This window comes from Streptomyces sp. SLBN-118, from assembly GCF_006715635.1.
Taxonomy (GTDB): Bacteria; Actinomycetota; Actinomycetes; order Streptomycetales; family Streptomycetaceae; genus Streptomyces.
In genome coordinates this window covers 282,307-302,450 of sequence record NZ_VFNP01000002.1, presented here as the reverse complement: position 1 = coordinate 302,450, position 20,144 = coordinate 282,307, and the positions used below count along the sequence as shown (strand labels likewise).

The following is a 20,144-nucleotide window of genomic DNA, read 5'->3' as shown; positions in this document are numbered from 1 at the left end:
CGCCCCAATGGAAACTCCACCGGCACAGCCGGAGCCTAGCGCCGCCTGCTCATGGTCCCGCTACAACAGATGGCGGGCGAAAAGGTCCCCACCCGGCGCCGTACCTCAGCGAGCGTCACCACCGGGTCGCCGGAGCCAACGAGCGCGGCCCGCGCCGTCGCTGTCACGAGACCGGTGGTCTGGAGCCACGCGACGAGCGAGCCGTAGTCGGTAAGCGCCCAGTGGTTCGCGTCGGCGAGCAGCGCGCGGCGGCCGGGCAGGCTTGACCAGGAGGACTCGATACGGGCGGCGCCCGTGGGAGTCGGTCCGAGGCGGAACGCGGCGATGCTGCCGGACGACTCGCGCACGTGGGACAGCACCTGACCAGTTCACCTCCTCCGGAGCGCCACCGCTGCACGAGTCCAAGCTCGGCTTCGGGGACCGGCCGCCCTGTTCCGGGAACGTGGGAAAGGGAGGCGAGGCGGGCTTCGGGGTCCGTGATCTTCTCCTGGTGAACCGCTGTTGCTCGGCCGTGACGGAGCACTGGCACCACGGACTGTACGGGAGCAGGCGCCCTCGGTGACATCCGGCCATGGTGCAGTCATTTCCGGGCATGCCCCGGATCCTGCCGCCCTCGCCGCGCGGCGCGTCGTCTGCGCTGAAGTGCGCGAGCGGGAAAGGAGGTTGGCCCGGGTACGGCGCCCGACGGTTCGCTCTGGCCGTCCACCCGGCTGATGTCATTGTGTCGTTGACAGGTCCAGTGTGAGGCACGATCTTTGTGAGCAGACGACTGTTGGCAAGAAGCAAGAAGAGGGGGAACGTCGATGCGGTTAGCGCGTGTCACGTTGGCGGGCATGATGGTGGCCTCGGGGATGCTGGCGTTCGGCGCCAGTCCGGCGCAGGCGGCCACGTATTGCACCGCCTGGAAGCAGGTGGAGAACTTTCAGCAGCGGGCCTGCGTCATCACCGAGAGCGGGACCAAGATCAAGCACCGGCACTATGTCCGCAACCTGATTGACCGGACGCAGAAGACCCAGGTGACCACGTTCCGGTACATCAACGGCAGCGTCAGCATCTGCAAGGGCGCGCGCGTGGAGACGTTCTCCGCGCTGCAGACCAAGAGTTGGTCGTGTGAGAGCCGACGGGTCTCCGGATCGAAGTACATGACCCGCGGCTACATCACCAAGCAAGCGGGTGGCAACGTCCGGGTGGACTCGCGGACCATCACCGGCTGATCCACCGCCCCTCAGGCTGGCAATAGCGGCATGGAACGTGTGCTTGGAATCGGTGGAAACTTCATGCCGGGCCGACGGTGTTCGCGACGTTCGAGTCGGAGAGTGACTACTTCGGGTCCCGCGCCCAGCAGACCATGCTCAACTTCCGGGTCCGCGACCTTGACGCGATGCTCGCGCAACTGCGCGCCAAGGGAGCGGACGTGGCTGAGGAGACGCAGGACATGGAGGGTGTCGGTCTTCGGCTGGGTCCCCGATCCTGAGGGCAATCGGGTCGAGCTGTGGCAGCCCGCCTGACCGCGCCTACATACAGGCGGTGACTCGCCCTGAACGACAAAGGTAGGACACCCATGAACCGCACCGACATCCACACGGCGCTCACCGACCTGCTCTTCACCCCGGGACTCGACCTGAACGAGGCCGCCGACCGGCACTTCACCCCCGACTACCGTCAGCGCACTGACGGCCGCTGGGCCGACCGCACGCAGTTCCTCACCCACATCGCCCACCTGCGCACGGTCTTTGCAGGCGGTACCGTCCAGGTGCAGGACGAGTTCGTGGACGGTGACCGCTACGCCGATCGCCACACCGTCGATGTCACCAAGACCGACGGATCCACCGCCCGTATGGAGGTCTACCTCTTCGGTGAGTTCGCACCTGATGGGCGCTTCCGCCGGATCGAGGAGACGACCCTCATGCTCGTCGGCGCAGAGACAGACCGAAACCTCGGAAGCGCCCGCTGAGTCACCACATCCCGAAGTCGCTGCTCAAGGGGACGGCGCGGGGATGCGCCAGGGTGTCCATCGCTGGCGCCCGGCCCGTGGGCCCTGCTCGTTCCCACAGGTCGCGGGCTCCAGTCCAGCGGCCTCTCGGAATTGAGCAGAGTCGCCCCGTTCCCCGCAAGGCTGAGAATTACGTGAGCCCAGAGCTGCGGGGAAGCATCAGTGCCGGCCGGGCGCCACCGTGACCGCCACCCGCACGGACTCCCGTGTCTCACCGGTCATTGGTGAGGTGGTGTGAAGGACGCTGCGATCCCTTCGTGGGGGAGCGCCCGAATGCTCCGTGCGTCAGGGCGTGCCGGAGGCGTGGGTGCCGCCGTGCGGCGGCATACGCTGATGAACTCGTAGTCGGCGCCGTAGGGCACTTCGGCGGTCGGAGTCTTCGCCGGGTCACAGGATCCGGCCGGGGCCACACCGCCGCGGGTGTTCACACGGCGGATCTTCACAACCTCGGCCAGCTTGCCGGTGGACTTGCCCGACTGTGTGGCAATCAGCTCCAGTTCAGGGATGTTGCCCGGGCCGTGCGGGGTCTTGCTCACCACCTTGCCGGTCACGGCGCTGCCGTCCCGGGCGATCCACTGTGGGGGGCCGGAGTCCGGGTTGACGAACGAGTGCTTGATGCCGCCCTGGAGGGTGGCGCGGACGCCGCGCTGGGTGAAGGCGAAGGTGCCGTCCGCCTGCTGGGTGCAGGCGTAGATCTGGACGCCGGAGACCACCGATGCCCGGAGGGTCCGCTCGACGGTGCCCCGAGCTGCGGCGGCAGCCTGGGGCACGTCGGCCTCCGCGGTCTGAGATGCGAAGCCTGATCCGGTTGTCACCGCGAAGCCGCCTGCGACTGTGCCGGCGCCTGCGACCAGCCAGGCAAGCTGCTTTCTCCGGGTAGCGGTTCGTTTCCTGGACATTCCACTCCTCATTTCGTCATCGCCTACAGAGAGTTGAGAATCGCACCGTGGAAAGCAGTGAAGGTCGCATTCCAGGGCGAGGTGGTGCGCGCCTTCCGGTCACCCTCTCCATTCTCCGGAGCGGATGTCAACCCACAACAACCGCTTTACCGGAGCCACTTGGTTGGTGATTGCCGGGACCCCGCCCGGTCATTCGACCGGTGCAGAGATCTGCTCTGCATCTTGATGTGCGCGCGGGGTCCACCAGGTACTCAGATGTCGCCGAACCCCTTGCGTGATCGTGCCGGGGCGCGGTGGCGGGGGAGTGTCCAAACCCAACACGTGGGGAGCAGTTGTCAAGAATAATGGCAGGTCAGGGCGGTTCAGGAGAGCCCTCTTGGGTTTCCGTTCGGGGGTCCCGAAATCTTTTGGTCTGAGGACCGAAACGCTGAACCGGGGCGACCGAAACATTACGGTCCGCGGGCCGTCGCACTTGCCTGCGGCCACCGCGCCCTGATGTCATGGCCTCTCGCCGTGTGCGCCTTTCTCGTCAGGTTTTTCGAGCATGCTGTCCGCGCGAGATGCTGGTCGACGGCGTGAAGGCGGCCGGGGAAGCGATTTCGGACTTCCGAATGTGATCGGCGTTCGTTTCCCAGCAGTCGGCGCGGTGACTGTTTCCGCCCTTCTCGCCACGGAGCGGCATCGCGCCAGGACCGTTGCAAGAATTCGCCGACAGGTTCCGTGATGAGCCACCCGCGCGATCGGCCCCGGTCTCAGCAGCGCCTGAAACGCACCCCCGGCGAACTGCCGCGTCCACGCCCTCCGGCAGGGCCGGGTATGAGTACCTGAGGACGAACGAGCTGAGTACGTCGCCGGATCCCCGCCCCCGGCGGCCGCTGATCGAATGAGAACCATGATTCCTGACGCACCTCGGCGCCCCCGTATGCAACACGTCACCTGCACCGGCACGGCCCTGGCCATGGCCCTGCTCCCGCTCGTCGTCGTCGGCGCGCTGCTGGCCAAGGCGTTGGCGACGGATCCCATGACGCCGGTGAACGCGATGATCACCAGCGGTGGGCATCGGGCACGCATCTCACCGTCGGAATGGCGCAGATGCAGAAGGAGCGCGGCAGGGGCACTGCGCAGATGGAAGGCCGCGGAGCGCAGGTGACCAGACCCCCGCGGGCACCCATCTGCCCCCAAGGGACGTTGCGTTCCCGGGCGTATGCCCGTCGGGGTGGGAGCTTCACAGCACGGCTCATCGGACGGAATCCGCAGGTAAATCGGTACTCACCTGAGCCTCCCGCACGTGAGAATCAAGGACCACTACCGGGAGGAACACCATGAGCCAGGCATACCTGACTCTCCACGAGCTGCTGCCGCCACAGGATCTGGCGGCAGCCCTCGATGCCGGGCACGTTACGCGCAAGGCGCACCCCGAACTGCCGCTGTCCATCTACACATACACGCGGACATGCCAGTACGAGCGCGTCTGGAACCGGGTGACCACGCGCTGCCGTGGTCTGGTCGCCGACGACGCCACCGGGGAAATCGTCGCGCTTCCGCTGCCGAAGTTCTTCAACGTCGGCGAGCACGAGGCCGGTCTGCCGTACGCACCCGCTCTCCCGGACGAACCGTTCGAGGTGTACGACAAGGTCGACGGCAGCCTCGCGGTGGTGTTCCACTACGCAGGCCGGTGGCGGGTCGCGTCCAAGGGGTCCTTCATCAGCGCCCAGGCCACCTGGGCCCAGCGCCTGCTCGACGGCAAGGACACCTGCGCCCTGCATCCCGGAGTGACCTACCTCGCTGAGATCCTTTACCCGCAGAACCGGATCGTGGTCGACTACGGGGACCGCCGGGACCTGGTACTTCTGGCTGCCCTTGCCAAGGACGGCACGGAAGTTCCCCTGGCAGAAGCCGCTGCCGACTGGCAGGGCATCGGCTCGGTCGTCACCGTCTGGCCCGCCATGCCGCTCGCCGAACTGCTCGCCCTGGCCGAGGCCAACCAGCTGCCCGGTGGACGGACCGCCGAAGGCACCGAGGCGGAGGGCTTCGTGCTGCGATTCGCGTCGGGTGTACGGGCCAAGGCCAAACTCTCCGAGTACATACGGCTCCACAAGGTGCTCACCGGCGTCACCGAGCGGGACATCTGGCGCAGCCACGGGATTCAGCGCTTCGCCGGCCTTCCGGTCAAGCAGCTGGCCCAGGCGTTGGGTTGCTCGGTGTCTGACATCGAGGCGTCCGGAGGCAAGCCCCTGGACGCGCTGCTGGAACAGGTGCCCGACGAATTCGACGCCTGGGTGCGCGAGGTGATCGCGCGGATCGAGAAGGACGTGACCGACCGCGAGCGTGCGATCAACGAGGGATACCAGTCCCTCTCCCATCTCGCCGGTGACCGGGGCGCGTTCGCCCGCGCTGCCAAGGCGCTGCCCGACGCCGCCGTCCGCCCCGCCCTGTTCCTGCGCCTGGACGGGCGCCCGACCGAGCTCGTGACGTACCGTTCCGTCCGGCCGGAGGCGTCCGACCCGTTCAAGACCGACGAGGAGAACTGACCGTGCCCGTAGTACACGTCATGACGGGGCTTCCGGCCTCGGGCAAGACGAGCGCCGCGCGCAGCTTGCAGGCGGATTCCGGGGGCCGGATGCGGCGGGTGAATCTGGATGACCTGCGGGCGATGCTCGACATCCCGGCGTCTGAGCGTGGCCGGTCTCATGCGCACGAGCAGACCGTACTGGCGATCCAGGACGCGGCGGTGCGGGCGGCCGTCGACGACGGCTTCGACGTTGTGGTGGACAACACGCACCTGACGCCGCACATCCCCAAGCGTCTGAAGGCCGCGGTCGCGGCGCAGGCCACTTTCGTGGTGCACGACTTCACCGATGTGTCGGTGGAGGAGTGCATACGGCGCGACGCCGAACGGGAGAAGGCGGTGGGCGAGGAGATCATCCGGATCCTGGCCGACAAGCACCTGAAGGCGAAGAAGGGCGGCTGGCGGCTCACCGAGGCATGGCTGAATGACGAACCCTCGGTCGAGCCGTATGTCGCCGACCCGGCACTGCCGACAGCGGTGATGTGCGACATCGACGGCACGCTCGCCATCAGGGGCGAGAGGTTCCCCTACGACTTCACCCGTTGCGACGAGGACCTTCTCAACGTGTCGGTGCGCGGGGCCCTGTGCTCGTTCCGGCGCGCGGACGGCGATGTCATCGTCCTGCTCTCGGGCCGCGGCGAGGAGCACCGCGAGACAACGGAGGCGTGGCTGCGTCGGCACGAGGTTCCGTACGACGAACTGTGGATGCGGGCCGCCGGCGACGGCCGCCGCGACGATGTCGTGAAGGCCGAACTCTTCGATCGGCACGTCCGCCACCGCTTCGCGGTGCGAGTCTCCCTGGACGACCGCGACAGGGTCGTTGCTGTGTGGCGCCGCATGGGTCTGCCGACGTGGCAGGTCAACTACGGCAACTTCTGAAGGGTGTGTCGCGGGGGTTGAGCCCGCTCCACCCCCGCGACGCGAGCCGGCGTGCTGTGCCCATCGGCGTGGGAATGGGCGGGCTCTTGCCCAGGGGTTCGGCGTGGTCGTCCTTGACCGTCCCATCCGGTCTGATCGGGATTGTCCGGATATACGCCAACGGCGTCTTTGAACTGCCAGGAGCAAAGGTGCAGCTGCGCAGCGCCGATGCGGCGCCGCTTCGTCGGGCGTGATTCGTCCGGCGCGTTCCTCTTCAGGCGCCGGATTGTCCCGCTGGCGACCCCTTTCATCGGCGAATTCGTGGGCAACCCATGGCCAAAGCGGCCCATGATGCGCAAGTATCACGCGCACCGAGCCACCCCCCAAGTCCGGCTCATCACGTCCCATTGATGGAGGATGTATATGGCTCGCCGCACATCCCGCGGCCTGGCTGCAGCGGCCACCGCCACCGTGGCGCTGGTCACCCTGGCCGGACCGGCCGGTTCGGCTTCGGCCTCCGGATCCGCTCCGGCTGCGCCGCAGGCCCGCGTCTTCATGGTCAATCCCGTCCAGTCGTCCGGTGATCAGTTGCTCACCGACGCCAAGGATGCTGCTGGGGCCGTACCGACCTCTGCCTATGCCATCGCTGCGCTACGAAACCTGGACGGCAGTGGCGGCCTGTCCGGGACCTGGGCGACCGTGAGATCCGACACGGGAGGCTCGGCGAAGACGACTGACGTCGGCTCGTACACCCGGCACGACGACCAGTTCGAGCAAGTCATGGCCTACTTCTGGGTGAACGAGGCGCAGGAGTACTTGCAGGGCCTGGGTTTCGGCAGCGAACTGCGCGGGGCCAACAACCGAGCCCAGCCCGTCCGTATCAACCAGTGGGGTGCGGACAATTCCTTCTTTACCGACAAGAAGGCCGAAATCCGTTTCGGTAAGGGCGGTGTGGACGACGCCGAGGACGCCGAGGTGATCGTCCACGAGTACGGGCACGCCGTGCACCACGCCCAAGTGCCCGGCTTCGGCACGTCCTTGGAGGCCGGCTCGATCGGCGAGGCCTTCGGCGACTACCTCGCCGTCGAAGTCGGCGCACACGCGGATGCCACGTACGGCTGGCCGATGAAGGCCGACCTGGCATGCGTCGCCGACTGGGACTCGGTCACGTACAGCAGCGCCCCGCACTGCCTGCGCCGCATCGACGGAAGCAAGGTATACGGGGACCGGGTGGGGGAGGTCCACGCGGACGGTGAGATCTGGTCCCGCGCGCTCTTCGACATCCGCAACGCGCTGGGCGCGAGGACCGCTGACCGCATCATCATCAACGCCCAGTTCGGTTTCGCGCCCGACACCAGCTTCAAGGACGCGGCACTGACGACGATCGCGACCGCCGAGCGCATGTACGGCACGAGCGCGGCGGACACGGTCCGCAGTGCGTTCAAGGGCCGCGAGATCCCCGGCATTCAGTAACGCTTGCCGATCGGTGGCCGTCGCTCGAAGCGGCGGCCACCTTTGCGTCCGCTGGTCGTCGGATCACCACGTATGGGCGACGTCCACGATCAGCTTGCCGCCGGACTGGAGCACCCGGAAGGGTAGTCGCGCCCTCACACCGAGCCCTACCTGCGTCTGTCCTTCGAAGCTCGCCCCGAACCTGGTGTCCCGGAACGTCCTGTACCCGGCTACGTCCACTCCGGGCAACGGCTTGCCGGCCCTGCCGGCATACGTGGGGCGCAGCGTCAGTGGGTCATAGCTGGGAGCCGAGACGAAGATCTCCAGAACGGCGCCCCCACGCACAGGGATCAGGTCACCCGAGCCGTCCTGACGGAACTCCTCGACATATCCGACGTGATGGCCCACCTTGCCCGACGCGCCCGTGACATGGAAGACCATCCGGTCGAAGCACGCGCCCCGGCTCACGCTCACGTTCCTCAGCGGCACAACACCGGCCTCAGTGGCCGACTTCACGCCGCTTCCCCATGCGGTCGAGCATGCTGAGGCGGATGCCGTCGCCCCCGTGCCCGGCATCGCGGCCCCCGACGGCGCCGCCGCGCCTGTCGAGCCCGCTCCGGCGAGCACCAGTGCCGCACTCACTGCCCATAAACGCTTCACAGCTTGCTCCCACTTTCCGCTATCAGTTTGAGGTACCCGTACGGCATACACCAGAATGCTTTCGGCAAGGGCACCGATGGTGGCCCCAAAACCACCGATCGATGCCCTTGAGCCGCTGCACTCAGGTGCCGTCAGAATTCGAAGACGCTCGATCCTTCGGCCTTCTTGATGCACTCATTGGGGAAGGTGTGCTCGTAGGTCACGCGCTTTCCGTCCCATACCCCCTGTGCGGTGACGGTCACGGGGGCGTACTCCTTGGTGCAGAAACGGGGCTGGCCGCGGCTGATTTCCGCCAGGCTGCTGAAGTCGCCGTTCACCTGGGTGAGGGCGGCGCAGGCGTCCTCGGCTGCCGGGTGCGTGCCGGTCGCGTCGGGCGTACAGGTGAGGGTCACGGCGCGCTCCGGAGTCGCGGTGGCGGCGCTCTCTCCGTGTGCCGTGGTCAGGACCAGCGCCGAGGGCGCAAAGAGCGAGGAGGGCTCGGCGTGCGCGGTACCGGCCGTCGATCCCAGCATCGCTCCTGCGACGAGAACGCCGGCCGCAGTCCATCGAGTGGTTTTCCGCATGGTGCGCATCCTTTCTGGCTGTGCTGAATTGTGCGGGAACCGATCGGCGTTCTCGAGTTTGCCTAGCGCTCCCAGCAACGGCACGCGCACCCCATGCGTTTCAGATACCTTGCACGTTCAATTTGTGGCCAGGACGCAACGGCGCGGAAAGGAAACTTCCCTGGCGGCCGACGCCCCGTGTCCGTCCCTACCGGGCCCGACGGCCGAATCACCCCGGATCGCATTCGGCCGGAACGGTCCGCTACCCAGCCTTCGACCCGCGTGATTCATCGATCACCGGAAAGTGAAGCAGGCTTCATCGCAATGCGCTTGTCACTCTGTTGAACGCACCAAGGTGATGGTGCGCCTGCTGACCGGGTTGTGCGGCAAGTGGCGGGCCGCCCGGACGCGGGGCTACTGCGGCGGTCGTACAGCCCGACCCTCCACCGCCGCGGTTCCGCCGAGCTCGTCCAGGAGCCGAGCCAGCAGATCTCGGTGCTCGGCCAGGCGCTGCTTACCGAAGCGGTGGGCAAGTCGCTGGTCGAGAGAGGTGCGGGCGTGTCGTGCCGCGTCCACGGCGTCTTGGCCGCGACCGGTGAGTCGGACGCGGCGGATGCGGGCGTCAGTGGCATCGGGTGTGCGCTCGCAGTAACCGAGTCGTTCGAGCTCTGCCACGGCTTTGGATGCTCCTTGCTGGGTCATGGCCAGTTTCGTGGCCAGCTCGCCAACGGTGGGCTCGTTGTCGATCAGGTGCTGGAAGACATAGCCGTGCGAGAAGCGCAGATCGCCGAACCCCTGGTCGGCCAACTGCTCCTGAACCAGTGCCGCGGCTGCCTGGCCGACGAAAAGGGCGAGTGTTCCGGTGTCCAGCTGCTGCGGGTCGATTGAGGGTGGCATGGCACCATCCTGCATTTGACAACCATAGTTGTGCAACTATGGTTGTTGATATGTCACAGCAACAGCATCCCAACATCGACACTGCGGTCCGCTACCACCAGGCTGTCTCCGACTTCGCTACGGGTGAGGAACTCGCCGCGTTCTTTCATCCCGATGCCACCCACCACGAGTTGCCCAACGCGCTCTTCCCCGACGGCAACATCCGGAACGTGGCCGACTTGTGCGCTGCGGCCGAAACGGGCCGCGCAAACCTGAGCGCGCAGAGTTTCGACGTGGTCAACGCCCTCGCCGTGGGCGACCAGGTCGCCTTGGAGGTGCTCTGGACCGGGACGACCGCCGTACCCTTGGGCGACCTGCCCGCGGGACATACCCTGCGGGCCCATATCGCGGCCTTCCTCGAATTTCGCGATGGAAAGATCATCGCCCAGCGGAATTACGACTGCTACGAGCGACTCACACCCGCAGTCAGCCGCTCCAGTGGCCCGATGTGAAGGTCACCGCGAGGACCACGGTCAGCGGGGCCACCGCGCCGACGTATGCCTCCTGTACCCAGCCGCGTCGCAGGCTCCAGTGGGCCAGGCCGGTCCACAGGGGCCACCAGAGCAGGGTGGCGCGGGGGATGGACAGGTACCAGTACGACGTCCCCAGGGCCCAGAGGTTGAGCGCGATGTAGACGGCCTCCGGCCAGCGGCGGCGGTACAGCAGCCAGGCCAGCAGCAGGAGTCCGGTCGCCATCGCGGCCAGTTCCAGCTGGAACTCCCAGGCGTAGCCGGTGGTCTGCAGGTGGTCGAAGGCGTTGTGCCAGGTGTTCCGGAACGCTTCGGCGGGGGTGCGGAAGTTTCGGTTCCAGCCGCGTTCCTGGGCGTGCTTCCAGGCCATCCAGTCGCCGGTGTGCGCGTACAGGTAGGCGGTGTGGGCCGCTGCGGGCAGGACGGGCACCGCGCACCAGAACAGGGAGCGCAGACGGCGCTGCCCGCCGCGGTCGTGCGCCAACAGGAATTCGACCGTGATCGCGGCGGCCAGGAAGAGGCCGCTGATCCGGGTGGTGGTGGCCGCGGCGGTGAGGAGAGCAGCGAGGGGCCACCTGCGGTTCTTCGCCGCGAGCCAGGCCGGCAGCGCGAACGCGAGGAAGAGCGATTCGGTGTATCCGACGGCCAGGAACACCGCTGCCGGCGACAACAGCATGAAACCCGTGGCCCGTTGGCCGGCCAGGGCGCTGTCCGGTCGGCCGAGTCCGGCGATCCGGGCCAGGGCAACGACGGCCACCGCACCGCTCACCAGGGAGATCAGCAGGCCGGCCACGGTCCAGTCGGGGATGACGGTGTGTACGGCGCCCAAGGTGAGCGGGAAGCCCGGGAAGAACGCCACCAGGTTGTCGGCTGCGCCTTCCGCCCCTGGGACGGGGCCGAAGTAGCCGTATTCGGCTATGTGTTGATAGTGCGCCCAGTCCCACTGCTCCCAGCGGGACAGCCAGCGGGCGGGTGTCTTGGCGTCGGATCCGGCGGGCGACAGCCAGGAGGTGCAGTAGGCGACGAGCCACAGCCCGAGGCGCGTGAACAGATAGAGCCGTAGCACCTGGAGGTCCGCGGGGGTCAACCGGTCGAGCAGCCGTTGCCGCACCGGAGCAACCGGGGGCTTCTTTCCCGGGGGGCTTAAAGGGTTCCGTTCGGCGACGCGCAGGGTCGCGGTCATCGGGCATCCATTCCTTGGTCCGTGTCCGTCGGCTACGGGACGCCGAGTTCGAAGAGGGCGTAGCCCGCGTACGAGCCGGAGGCCAGGGCCGCGATGCCGAGCAGCGTGAACTGGTGGATCGCGCTGAGGCGGCGCAGGCCGAGGGCGAGCGGGAGGAAGAGCGGGAAGACGGGGAGCAGATAGCGGGAGACGTTGCCGAATATCTGCTGGCTGCCCAGGACGAGGACGAGGGTCAGGACGGTGTAGACGACCAGTACGGCCGGGGGACGCAGCCGGATGAGCAGTGGGAGCAGCGCGAGTGCGAGCAGGACGACACCGACGCCGATCAGGTCCGCGAAGGGCCACGCGGAGAGGTAGTCGGAATGACCCACCGGGACGGACGTGAGGACGTCGAGGGTGTGCCGGCCGTAGTCGAACTCGTGGGCCCAGGCGCCGGACTGGAGCTTGAAGTAGCCTCCGTAGTCACCCATTTGGTGACCCACCCAGCCGAGGTATGCGATGAGGCCGAGCGGTGCGACGGCCATCGCGGCCAGCGGACCGAGGACGCCGTCCCGGTCCCGGTGCCGGCGGAGTGCGAGCAGGGCGGCGACAGCAAGGGCGGCGATCAGCGCCACGGCGGTGGGGCGGTTGAGCCCGGCCGCGCAGGTGAGGAGACCCGCGGCGAGCCACCGGCGGCTCATGACGGCATGGCAGGCCCAAACGGCCAGAGCCACATAGAGGGAGTCGGAGTAGACCGCCCACTCCACACCGGAACCGGGCCAGACGGCCCACAGCCCGGCCGCGGCCAGCCCGGCCCGCCTGCCACCGAACCGCGCGGTGACGGTGTAGATCCCGAGGGCGGCGACGATGGAGGCGACGACCGAGACCAGCAGGCCGGCGCCGTACAGGCCGAGGCCGGTGACCTCGGAGACCAGCCGCATCAGTGCCGGGTAGAGCGGCAAGAACGCGGCCGAGTTGCCCTTGAGGGTGATCAGGCCGGCGGCTCCGGGGATCTGGACGAGCTCGGGGTGGTATCCGTGCTCGGCGATCTGCTGGTACCACCAGCCGTCCCAAGTGGCCAGTACGTCCCACGGGTGGTCCCCGCCGCCGAAACGCGGGTGCTTCTCCCGGTAGTCCCCGGCGGAGTGCAGCAGGTACATGAAGACGGAGAAGCCGATGAGCTTGAGCGTGCCATACATGGCCAGTACGGGACCGTAGTGCCTGGCTGCACAGCGCAGCCGCCCCCACCGTTCGGGAGGACGATGGCCGCGGGGCTTGTCCGACAGTCTCGGGTTCCGGGCACTCGGGTGGGGGGTGGGCGGGGGAGTGACGATCGAGCGGGCTGCGGTCGCATCCATGCCGGTGGTCTTCATCAGGCGACGGACCTCGTCCGGTCACGACTCGGCCCGGCGCGGAACACCCACGCCCGGAAGAGCAGGAATCGCAGCAGTGTCACTGTCAGGTTGGTGACGACCAGTACGGCGAGTTCGGTGCGATGCGAGGCCGAAGGCACCGCGTGGTGCAGGGCGGCGAGCGATCCACTGGTGAGTGCCAGGCCGGCCAGGAAGACCACCAGCCCTCTGCCCTGGTGGCGCAGCGCACCGCCGCGGCCGCGGAGCCCGAAGGTGAGCCGTCTGTTCGCGGCCGTGTTGGCTACGGCACAGACCAGCAGGGCGAGCGCGTTGGCGGCCTGGGATCCCGCGGCCGGGCGCAACGCAGTGTACAGCAGCAGGTGTCCGAGGGTGCTCACCGCTCCTATGACGGCGAAGCGCGCGAGTTGGGTGACCAGACCGCCCGGCGGCTCGCCGCCGTCGCTGCGGTGCAGTGTGATCGGCAGGAGTGTGCCGCGGGCCAGCGCCGTGCCGATCCTGGCGATGCCGCGCAGGTCGCCCAGTGCCGTGGCGAGGATGTCGACACGGCTGTCGGGATCGTCCACCCAGTCGACAGGTACCTCGTGGATACGCAGCCCTGCCCGCTCGGCGATCACCAGCAGTTCGGTGTCGAAGAACCACCCGGAGTCGCGCACCAGGGGCAGCAGGCGCTCGGCCACATCACGCCGCACCGCCTTGAAACCGCACTGCGCGTCGGAGAATCCCACGGCGAGGGCGGAGCGCAGGAGGGCGTTGTAGCAGCGGGAGGTGATCTCCCGTTTGGGGCCGCGCACCACCCGGGAACCGGGGGCCAGGCGGGTGCCGATGGCCACGTCGGAGTGCCCGGAGATCAGTGGGGCGACGAGCGGCAGCAGCGCGGCCAGTTCCGTGGACAGGTCTACGTCCACGTACGCGAGCACCGGGGCCCGCGACTGCGACCAGGCGGCGCGCAGCGCCCGGCCGCGCCCCTTCTCAGCCAGCCGCAGCCACTCCGCTTCGGGTAGTTCGCGGGCCAGCCGGGCGGCGATCTGCGGGGTCCGGTCCGTGCTGGCGTTGTCGGCGACGGTGATACGGAACGGATAGGGGAAGGTCTCGCGCAGGTGTGCGTGGAGCCGCCGCACGCTCGGCTCCAGATCTGCCTCCTCGTTGAACACTGGGACGACCACGTCCAGGACGGGCTCCTGGTGGTGCGTCCGCACCGGTGCGCGTCGCGGCAGACGGTTCAGATCCTGAACCGCGGCCTCGTTCAAGTCCTTCAGGGCGAACAGCCCTTGATTTGCCATGATTTGTCCTTGTACTGCTCTGATGCAGGGCATGCCGAAGGCACTCGGGGCGGTGCGCTCCGGGGAGAAGGGTTGTGATGACGGCAGGGCGTTACGGGGTGCGGGTCACGGGCTGCCGATTCCGGGGGCGGCTGGCACCCTCGCCGGGCGCGCTGTCCGGACCCGGGCGACTAGGGCGGGCTTTGCGTGGTCGCCGTGCCCGAAGGCGGGGGTGGCGTCGAGAACGGTGGCGTGGTGACCCCGCTGCCGGACGGAGTGCCGGTCGCGGTCGAACTGCCGGTAGCGGCAGGCGGCGTGGCCGTGTTGGATACATCATCCGGGAGTGCGGGGTCGGTGGAGGTGGCGGAGGAGGTGGGCGCGCTCGGGGACACCTCCGGCGTCGCACCCGGTGCGGAGGGCGTTGGGCTCGTCGCGGGCTGTGGACGGGGACTGCTGGGCTCGACCCGGTCCGGGGCGTTTGGCAGAAGGAGCAGCCCGACGGCGAGTCCGGCGACAGCCAACGCCGAGCCGGCGGCCCGCTGTGCGGTCCGGGTGCGACGGCGTGCCGAAATGCCTGCCTGGAGACGTTCCCGGTGCCTCGGTTCGATGGACGCGGGTTCCTGGGTGTCGCGCATCATCTGCGCCAGCCGCCGCTCGAAGTGATCCATGGTTCCCCCTTCACCGCACCGGGTCGATGACATCGGCCAGGATCTGCCGCAACCGCGCCACTCCGCGTGCGGCATGGGACCGAGCTGTGCCCACCGGGCACCCCAGCACCTCCGCCACATGCCGCTCGGGCAGATCCTGGTAGTAGCGCAGCACCACGGCCACACGCTGCCTCGGCGGCAACTGAGCCAGCGCGGCCTCCAGTCGAGAGCGCTCCACCACTTCCGCGGACAGATCACCCACCATGGCCTCCTCGGGCAGCCGTTCGACGGGGCGTTCCCCCCACCAGCGCCGCAGGCCCGAGCGTGCGGCCGCGCGCACCATCACTTTGCGGACGTACGCCTCCGGTGCGTCCTCCGCGACCTTCGGCCAGACGAACCAGAGCTTGACCAAGGACTCCTGCAGCAGATCCTCGGCCCGATGCCGATCGCCCCCGACGAGCAGACGGGCGAGGTGGACCAGCGCCGGCCAGCGGGCCGCCACGAACTCGTCGAACTCACCGGCCCGAGCCCGCTCCATCCGCACCCCCACTTTCCCCAGTTGCCTACACCAAGGGAAAGACACTGGCAGGCGCCTCGCTATGCACCCACTGCCAGTGATCTGGATCACATAACTGCCGCTGACCGGATCGCCGTTGAGATCCTCATGCCGCACACCGAGATCATCACGGCGTGAGGGCAGGCCAGGATCCGCATTCTGGGACGCGCCCCAGGTCTTGCTCTTTCCCGTTCCACTACTGTGCAATGTCACACATCACAGAGGAGGCTCCTTTGATACATCAGAGACGTACCAGTCCGTCCGTCACCCTGCTCGCCGCGACAGCCATGCTGGCCGCACTCGCCCTGGCCGCCGTGCCATCGACGGCCGACGCCGACCCCACTGTCGACGCCGCGGCCGCCACAGCCGATCCCGGCGCGGACCTCGGCCCCGACGAGCACGACCTGCCCGGCCCCTTCACCAAGAGGAACCGGGCCCAGCGCAAGGAAGCCCTCGAGCAGGTGCTCTCCGGCAACGCGTCCATCGAGAAGCGCGGCGCCTCCCAGGTCGTGCGCCTGGGCAAGGGCAAGTACGCCGAGCTCGGCCGCGAGAAGACCGACAGGATATTCGTCATCCTCGCCGAGTTCGGTGACACGGTCGACGACATGACCACCTACGACCCGGACGGGGCCGGCCCCAAGCCGCCGGTGGTCAAGTACGGCGGCGAGCCCGGGCCGGCGCACAACCAGATCGCACAGCCGGACCGGACCATGGACAACTCCACCATCTGGCAGGCCGACTACGACCGCGACCACTTCCAGGACCTGTACTTCTCGCACGATGCCGACAAGGAGTCGGTGAACAAGTTCTACGAGCGGCAGTCCTCGGGCCGCTACTCCCTGGACGGCACGGTCGTGGACTGGGTGAAGGTCCCCAACAACGAGGCCCGCTACGGCTCCGACTTCTGCGGCGCCAGCATCTGCAACAACGTCCAGGACCTGGTCCGTGACGCCGTCAACACTTGGGTGGCCGACCAGAAGGCCAAGGGCCGCACCGACCAGCAGATCAGGGCCGACCTCGCCTCCTACGACCAGTGGGACCGCAACGACCACGACGGCGACGGCGACTTCAACGAGCCCGACGGCTACCTCGACCACTTCCAGATCGTTCACGCCGGCGAGGACCAGTCCGCCGGCGGCGGCGCCCAGGGGAGCAACGCCATCTGGGCCCACCGCGGTTACGTCTACGGCCAGAACTGGGGCCAGACCGGTCCGGCGGGCAACAAGGCCGGCGGCACCCCCATCGGCGAGACCGGCCTGTGGGTCGGCGACTACACCATGCAGCCCGAGAACGGCGGCCTCGGCATCTTCGCCCACGAGTACGGCCACGACCTCGGCCTGCCCGACCACTACGACACCAGCGGCACCGGCGAATCCTCCTCCGGATCCTGGAGCGTCATGTCGCAGGGCTCCTTGCTCGGCCGAGGCAAGGACTCCATCGGCGACCTGCCCGGCGACATGAACGCATGGGACAAGCTCCAGCTCGGCTGGCTCGACTACGTCACCACCAAGGCCGCCACCAACGGCACCTACAAGCTCGGCTACGCCGAGATCAACAGCAAGGACCCGCAGGCCCTGATCGTCGACCTGCCCGACAAGGAGGTCGGGACCCCCATCACCACCCCCGCCCAGGGCACCAAGCAGTGGTGGTCGGGCATGGGCGACAAGCTGAACACCACCCTCACCCGCCCCCTGGACCTCACCGGCAAGGCCACCGCCGCCCTCACCCTCAAGGGCTGGTGGGACATCGAGCAGGACTGGGACTTCCTCTACACCGAGGCCTCCACCGACGGCGGCACCACCTGGACCACCCTGAACGGCACCGCCGACGGCGCGCCCATCAGCCAGGACGGCGCCGGCAGGCCCGCCCTGACCGGCACCGGCGGCGCCTACAAGAACCTGGCCTACGACCTGACCGCCTACGCCAGCCAGAAGATCGACGTCAGGTTCCGCTACGCCACCGACGAAGCCGTCCAGGGCAAGGGCTTCGCCGCCGACGCCATCACCATCACCGCCGACGGCGGCACGCTGCTCGCCGACGACGCCGAGGGCGGCGACAACGGCTGGACCGCGAGCGGCTTCTCCCGTATCGGCGAGGCCTTCATCACCCGGTACCCCCAGTACTACATCGCCGAGAACCGCCAGTACGTCTCCTATGACACCACCCTGCAGACCGGCCCGTACAACTTCGGCTGGCGCAACACCCGCCCCCGGTGGGTGGAGCACTACCCGTTCCAGAACGGCCTGCTCATCTCGCTGTGGGACACCTCCCAGCCGGACAACCAGGTCGGCCGGCACCCCGGCCACGGCGAGATCCTGCCCGTCGACGCCCACCCCACCCCGCTGCGCTGGCCCGACGGCACGCTGATGACCAACTTGATCCAGACCTTCGACTCCACCTTCGGTCTCCGGCCGACCGACGCGATCACCCTGCACCGCAACGGCCTCGAGCTGCGGGTGCCCACGGCGCCTGGTGTGCCGGTCTTCGACGACCACCACGGTGACCGCTACTACGACCCGGCCAACCCAACCGGCGGCGTGATCGTCCCGGACACCAATACCAGGATCACCGTTCTGAACGAGGCCGGCGACGGCCACCACGTCGTCCTGCGGGTCGAACCCTCCGACGGCTGACGGCGATCGGTCCGGCCGCCCGCGGGCACCGTCCCTCACGGCGCACCACCTGACGAGGTGGCAGACGGTGCCCGCGGCCCGGCCGAGCGAGACCTGGGTGACTCCGTCCGGAGCTCGTCGCCATGTCTCCTGCAATAACGAGGGCGAGCAGAGACTGCGCAAGGCTGCTGGAAGGTGGAGTTCGGATGTCCGTTGGCAACCGTTCACCTCCAGTGCCTGTCCGGTACACCGAATCCGACTGGGATACGGAGAGCGGGCGGGGGCATCTTCCTGATCGCGTCTGTGGCGGACCTGTTGGGCATCACGCCCAGGAAGGGCGGCAAGCACGGTGGGCCGGATCGGACCGCCCCTGGTCGTACGTCACTGGGACGCGGCCACCGTGGCGGCGGGCATCGAGGCCCCCGACGTACGTCATCTGCTCGATCTGCCTGCGGCCGGCATCGACGGATTCGCGCTCGACGTCGCAGAGCGGCTGCGGCGGCTCGGGCGGCGGCCGTGCAAGGAGGACGACGGCAGCGGTTTCGGTCTCGGTCAGCCGCGCTAGGGCTGCCACATCCCGTTGGCGGGGCGCTCGGTGGACGACCTTCGCAGCGCACTCGCACCGCATTGAGCTAATTCCATCCTGAAGTTGCAGGTCACAGCTCTGGTGTGCGGCTGGGTGGGGAGGCTCGGGCTGGTCTGCGGCGTGATCGTCGCGCGGTGATCGTCCGTCAGCGGGAGACCTCCGCGTTCGTCAGCACGAGCAGGGCCCGCAGGAGGGCGGTGGCGTGCTTCGCGTTCATGCGGACCTTGGTCAAGATCCTCCAGTTCTTGAGGTCGGCGAAGCCGTGCTCGTTCGCCGCGCGTTCGCGGCTGACCAGCCGGTTCGCCTCCTTCTGTGCCTCGGTGAGGGGTTTGCCGCGACTGGCCTTGCGGCCGGTGATGACGACCGGGTCGTCGGGGTCGTCGTCCAGGCCGGTGAAGCCGAGGTCGGTCAGGGCGCCGAGCCCGGCCTCGCGAAGGTGGGCGGTGATCTTGTTATGGCGGGCGGTGGTGATCTCGCTGGAGCGTCCCGGCTTCGCTGCCGAGATCCACACCAGGTTCCCGTGCTCGTCGGTGAGCGCGAGGAACAGCAGGCCGTGGACCTTGTGTTTCCCGCTGTAGTTCGGCCGGTTCTCGTCCCCGGTTCGTCTGCGTGTGCGGACCAGCGTGCCGTCCAGCAGCACGACGACACCGCCCTTTCGGGCGATTTTCTTCAACGCCCGGTCCAGGCGCGGAGCCCGGGCCGCCAGCAGTCCGATCACTTCCAGTACCCACCGGCGCACGGTGGAGGCGGACACGTCGTTGCCGCTGGCCATGTCGTAAAGCCGCTGGTCGTGCTGCAGCACGGCGAGCACGATCACGACGATCTGCCCCGGGCCCAGCTTGCGCCAGCGCGAGCGGATCTTCTTCAGATGGCCGCGGATCAGGTCGGCGACCAGGTTCACGGTCACGCTCGACAGGGACAAACGGCATTGGTAGACAAACCCTTCAGGGCCCTCTGCGGGGCGGCTGTTCATTCGCACGAACACCCCAACTCCGCTCAGGGGAACGTTCGTTACGCCGAATTCCGGCCGCGGTCGATCTCAGGCGGACGGCTGCGGCACGACTGTGAAGCGGCCCGCGGGGGTCCGGTGCAGCCAGCCCCGGTCCGCCAGGCGCCTGAGCTTGTTGCGGACCGGCTCGACCTGCCCCGGACCGGCGCCCCTGCCCAGTTCGACGCTGACGTCCTTGGCCGGGACCGCCTCCGACGCCGCGGCCACGATCTTCATGATCGCCTGGTAGTCGGCGGGCAGCGCGCTCATGTCCATGCCATGCTCTCGGTGCGGAATCAGCAGCATCCCGCCCGCCCCAGGCGCGCTGGTGACCCGCTCCAACTCGGCGGCCATCTCCGGGTCATCGGTGTGCCCGGCGCGCCGGGCGTCGGCGAACTGCCCGAACACCACCTCGGCCGCCTCCAGCCGCGCGACCTCGACGTCGAGATCGGCGAGCTCCTTACGCAGCCGTTCAGCGCGGTCGGCCAGCACCAGCCGCCGCTGCATCACCCACGTCAACACGTCCACCACCAGCAACTCCTCCCGCCCTGCCCTCCTTCAGAGGGTAGGAGGCCACGGCTT

Annotated in this window: 20 protein-coding genes and 1 pseudogene; 10 read left to right on the top strand and 11 right to left on the bottom strand. The window is 68.3% G+C overall.

Translation table 11 applies throughout. The features are described 5' to 3' along the window. Positions 1-35 precede the first annotated feature (35 nt). Positions 36-359: a hypothetical protein gene (locus tag FBY35_RS19840; protein WP_260848746.1), complete on the bottom strand. Its 324-nt coding sequence runs from the start codon at positions 357-359 to the stop codon at positions 36-38. Between the two features lie 444 nt (positions 360-803). Between FBY35_RS19840 and FBY35_RS19830 the strand changes: the two genes are divergently transcribed. The 3 genes and pseudogenes from FBY35_RS19830 (at position 804) to FBY35_RS19820 (ending at position 1,954) form a co-directional block, all read left to right on the top strand. Next, positions 804-1,214: a hypothetical protein gene (locus FBY35_RS19830; protein ID WP_160159300.1), complete on the top strand. Its 411-nt coding sequence runs from the start codon at positions 804-806 to the stop codon at positions 1,212-1,214. Positions 1,215-1,267: 53 nt separating this feature from the next. Next, a pseudogene (locus tag FBY35_RS19825) lies at positions 1,268-1,508 on the top strand (VOC family protein); the annotation flags it as partial. A 53-nt stretch (positions 1,509-1,561) separates the two neighbouring features. Further along, positions 1,562-1,954 carry a nuclear transport factor 2 family protein gene (locus FBY35_RS19820; protein ID WP_142215359.1) on the top strand — a complete coding sequence of 131 codons (393 nt, stop codon included), beginning with the start codon at positions 1,562-1,564 and terminating at the stop codon, positions 1,952-1,954. Between the two features lie 257 nt (positions 1,955-2,211). On the opposite strand, the gene FBY35_RS19815 is transcribed toward FBY35_RS19820, so the two are convergent. After that, on the bottom strand, positions 2,212-2,763 hold the full coding sequence (locus FBY35_RS19815; RefSeq protein ID WP_260848744.1) for a DUF3455 domain-containing protein: 552 nt from the start codon (positions 2,761-2,763) through the stop codon (positions 2,212-2,214). A 1,021-nt stretch (positions 2,764-3,784) separates the two neighbouring features. Here FBY35_RS19815 and FBY35_RS19810 point away from each other — a divergent pair. From FBY35_RS19810 to FBY35_RS19795, 4 genes are all read left to right on the top strand, one after another. Continuing rightward, positions 3,785-4,042, top strand: a complete 258-nt coding sequence (locus FBY35_RS19810) for a hypothetical protein (protein WP_142215357.1) — start codon at positions 3,785-3,787, stop codon at positions 4,040-4,042. A gap of 172 nt (positions 4,043-4,214) precedes the next feature. Then, the gene (locus tag FBY35_RS19805; RefSeq protein WP_142215356.1) at positions 4,215-5,423 is read left to right on the top strand and encodes an RNA ligase; all 1,209 of its coding nucleotides are present in this window, start codon (positions 4,215-4,217) and stop codon (positions 5,421-5,423) included. A 2-nt stretch (positions 5,424-5,425) separates the two neighbouring features. Next, complete coding sequence (locus FBY35_RS19800) at positions 5,426-6,340, top strand: AAA family ATPase (RefSeq protein ID WP_142215355.1); 915 nt, start codon at positions 5,426-5,428, stop codon at positions 6,338-6,340. Positions 6,341-6,742: 402 nt separating this feature from the next. Then, the gene (locus FBY35_RS19795) at positions 6,743-7,792 is read left to right on the top strand and encodes a M4 family metallopeptidase (RefSeq protein ID WP_142215354.1); all 1,050 of its coding nucleotides are present in this window, start codon (positions 6,743-6,745) and stop codon (positions 7,790-7,792) included. Positions 7,793-7,855: 63 nt separating this feature from the next. Here FBY35_RS19795 and FBY35_RS19790 read toward each other — a convergent pair whose 3' ends face one another. The 3 genes from FBY35_RS19790 to FBY35_RS19780 all read right to left on the bottom strand — a co-directional run bounded on the left by FBY35_RS19790 (position 7,856) and on the right by FBY35_RS19780 (position 9,870). After that, a complete protein-coding gene (locus FBY35_RS19790) occupies positions 7,856-8,239 on the bottom strand; it encodes a hypothetical protein (RefSeq protein WP_313904686.1) in 384 nt (127 codons plus the stop codon). Positions 8,240-8,562: 323 nt separating this feature from the next. Then, positions 8,563-8,994: a subtilase-type protease inhibitor gene (locus FBY35_RS19785; RefSeq protein WP_142215352.1), complete on the bottom strand. Its 432-nt coding sequence runs from the start codon at positions 8,992-8,994 to the stop codon at positions 8,563-8,565. 393 nt (positions 8,995-9,387) lie between these two features. Next, positions 9,388-9,870, bottom strand: a complete 483-nt coding sequence (locus FBY35_RS19780; protein WP_222123154.1) for a MarR family winged helix-turn-helix transcriptional regulator — start codon at positions 9,868-9,870, stop codon at positions 9,388-9,390. A 50-nt stretch (positions 9,871-9,920) separates the two neighbouring features. Between FBY35_RS19780 and FBY35_RS19775 the strand changes: the two genes are divergently transcribed. Then, entirely contained in the window at positions 9,921-10,361 is a 441-nt protein-coding gene (locus FBY35_RS19775) for a nuclear transport factor 2 family protein (RefSeq protein WP_260848743.1), read from the top strand. Here FBY35_RS19775 and FBY35_RS19770 read toward each other — a convergent pair. The 4 genes from FBY35_RS19770 to FBY35_RS19755 form a co-directional block, all read right to left on the bottom strand. Then, the gene (locus FBY35_RS19770) at positions 10,336-11,562 is read right to left on the bottom strand and encodes a hypothetical protein (RefSeq protein WP_260848742.1); all 1,227 of its coding nucleotides are present in this window, start codon (positions 11,560-11,562) and stop codon (positions 10,336-10,338) included. The genes FBY35_RS19775 and FBY35_RS19770 overlap by 26 nt on opposite strands. Positions 11,563-11,594: 32 nt before the next feature. After that, complete coding sequence (locus FBY35_RS19765) at positions 11,595-12,740, bottom strand: glycosyltransferase family 39 protein (RefSeq protein WP_260848741.1); 1,146 nt, start codon at positions 12,738-12,740, stop codon at positions 11,595-11,597. A gap of 173 nt (positions 12,741-12,913) precedes the next feature. Further along, positions 12,914-14,194, bottom strand: coding sequence for a bifunctional glycosyltransferase family 2/GtrA family protein (locus FBY35_RS19760; protein ID WP_142215350.1), 1,281 nt, complete (start codon positions 14,192-14,194; stop codon positions 12,914-12,916). A gap of 657 nt (positions 14,195-14,851) precedes the next feature. Next, positions 14,852-15,358 carry a SigE family RNA polymerase sigma factor gene (locus FBY35_RS19755; protein WP_142215349.1) on the bottom strand — a complete coding sequence of 169 codons (507 nt, stop codon included), beginning with the start codon at positions 15,356-15,358 and terminating at the stop codon, positions 14,852-14,854. A gap of 305 nt (positions 15,359-15,663) precedes the next feature. On the opposite strand from FBY35_RS19755, the gene FBY35_RS19750 reads away from it, so the two are divergent. Together FBY35_RS19750 and FBY35_RS19745 are read left to right on the top strand one after the other, a co-directional pair. Next, on the top strand, positions 15,664-18,009 hold the full coding sequence (locus tag FBY35_RS19750) for an immune inhibitor A domain-containing protein (protein WP_142218059.1): 2,346 nt from the start codon (positions 15,664-15,666) through the stop codon (positions 18,007-18,009). A 328-nt stretch (positions 18,010-18,337) separates the two neighbouring features. After that, entirely contained in the window at positions 18,338-18,553 is a 216-nt protein-coding gene (locus FBY35_RS19745; protein WP_260848740.1) for a hypothetical protein, read from the top strand. Positions 18,554-18,719: 166 nt separating this feature from the next. Here FBY35_RS19745 and FBY35_RS19740 read toward each other — a convergent pair whose 3' ends face one another. Next, a complete protein-coding gene (locus FBY35_RS19740) occupies positions 18,720-19,547 on the bottom strand; it encodes a transposase family protein (RefSeq protein ID WP_142215348.1) in 828 nt (275 codons plus the stop codon). Between the two features lie 66 nt (positions 19,548-19,613). Further along, on the bottom strand, positions 19,614-20,093 hold the full coding sequence (locus tag FBY35_RS37315) for a hypothetical protein (protein ID WP_260848738.1): 480 nt from the start codon (positions 20,091-20,093) through the stop codon (positions 19,614-19,616). Between the last annotated feature and the right edge of the window lie 51 nt (positions 20,094-20,144).

Bases quoted from the DNA above. Each gene is read 5' to 3' on its own strand.
- FBY35_RS19830 (WP_160159300.1), top strand. From the start codon at position 804: ATGCGGTTAGCGCGTGTCACGTTGGCGGGCATGATGGTGGCCTCGGGG.
- FBY35_RS19820 (WP_142215359.1), top strand. From the start codon at position 1,562: ATGAACCGCACCGACATCCACACGGCGCTCACCGACCTGCTCTTCACC.
- FBY35_RS19810 (WP_142215357.1), top strand. From the start codon at position 3,785: ATGATTCCTGACGCACCTCGGCGCCCCCGTATGCAACACGTCACCTGC.
- FBY35_RS19805 (WP_142215356.1), top strand. From the start codon at position 4,215: ATGAGCCAGGCATACCTGACTCTCCACGAGCTGCTGCCGCCACAGGAT.
- FBY35_RS19795 (WP_142215354.1), top strand. From the start codon at position 6,743: ATGGCTCGCCGCACATCCCGCGGCCTGGCTGCAGCGGCCACCGCCACC.
- FBY35_RS19785 (WP_142215352.1), bottom strand. From the start codon at position 8,994: ATGCGGAAAACCACTCGATGGACTGCGGCCGGCGTTCTCGTCGCAGGA.
- FBY35_RS19780 (WP_222123154.1), bottom strand. From the start codon at position 9,870: ATGCCACCCTCAATCGACCCGCAGCAGCTGGACACCGGAACACTCGCC.
- FBY35_RS19775 (WP_260848743.1), top strand. From the start codon at position 9,921: ATGTCACAGCAACAGCATCCCAACATCGACACTGCGGTCCGCTACCAC.
- FBY35_RS19770 (WP_260848742.1), bottom strand. From the start codon at position 11,562: ATGACCGCGACCCTGCGCGTCGCCGAACGGAACCCTTTAAGCCCCCCG.
- FBY35_RS19765 (WP_260848741.1), bottom strand. From the start codon at position 12,740: ATGTATGGCACGCTCAAGCTCATCGGCTTCTCCGTCTTCATGTACCTG.
- FBY35_RS19760 (WP_142215350.1), bottom strand. From the start codon at position 14,194: ATGGCAAATCAAGGGCTGTTCGCCCTGAAGGACTTGAACGAGGCCGCG.
- FBY35_RS19755 (WP_142215349.1), bottom strand. From the start codon at position 15,358: ATGGAGCGGGCTCGGGCCGGTGAGTTCGACGAGTTCGTGGCGGCCCGC.
- FBY35_RS19750 (WP_142218059.1), top strand. From the start codon at position 15,664: ATGCTGGCCGCACTCGCCCTGGCCGCCGTGCCATCGACGGCCGACGCC.
- FBY35_RS19740 (WP_142215348.1), bottom strand. From the start codon at position 19,547: ATGAACAGCCGCCCCGCAGAGGGCCCTGAAGGGTTTGTCTACCAATGC.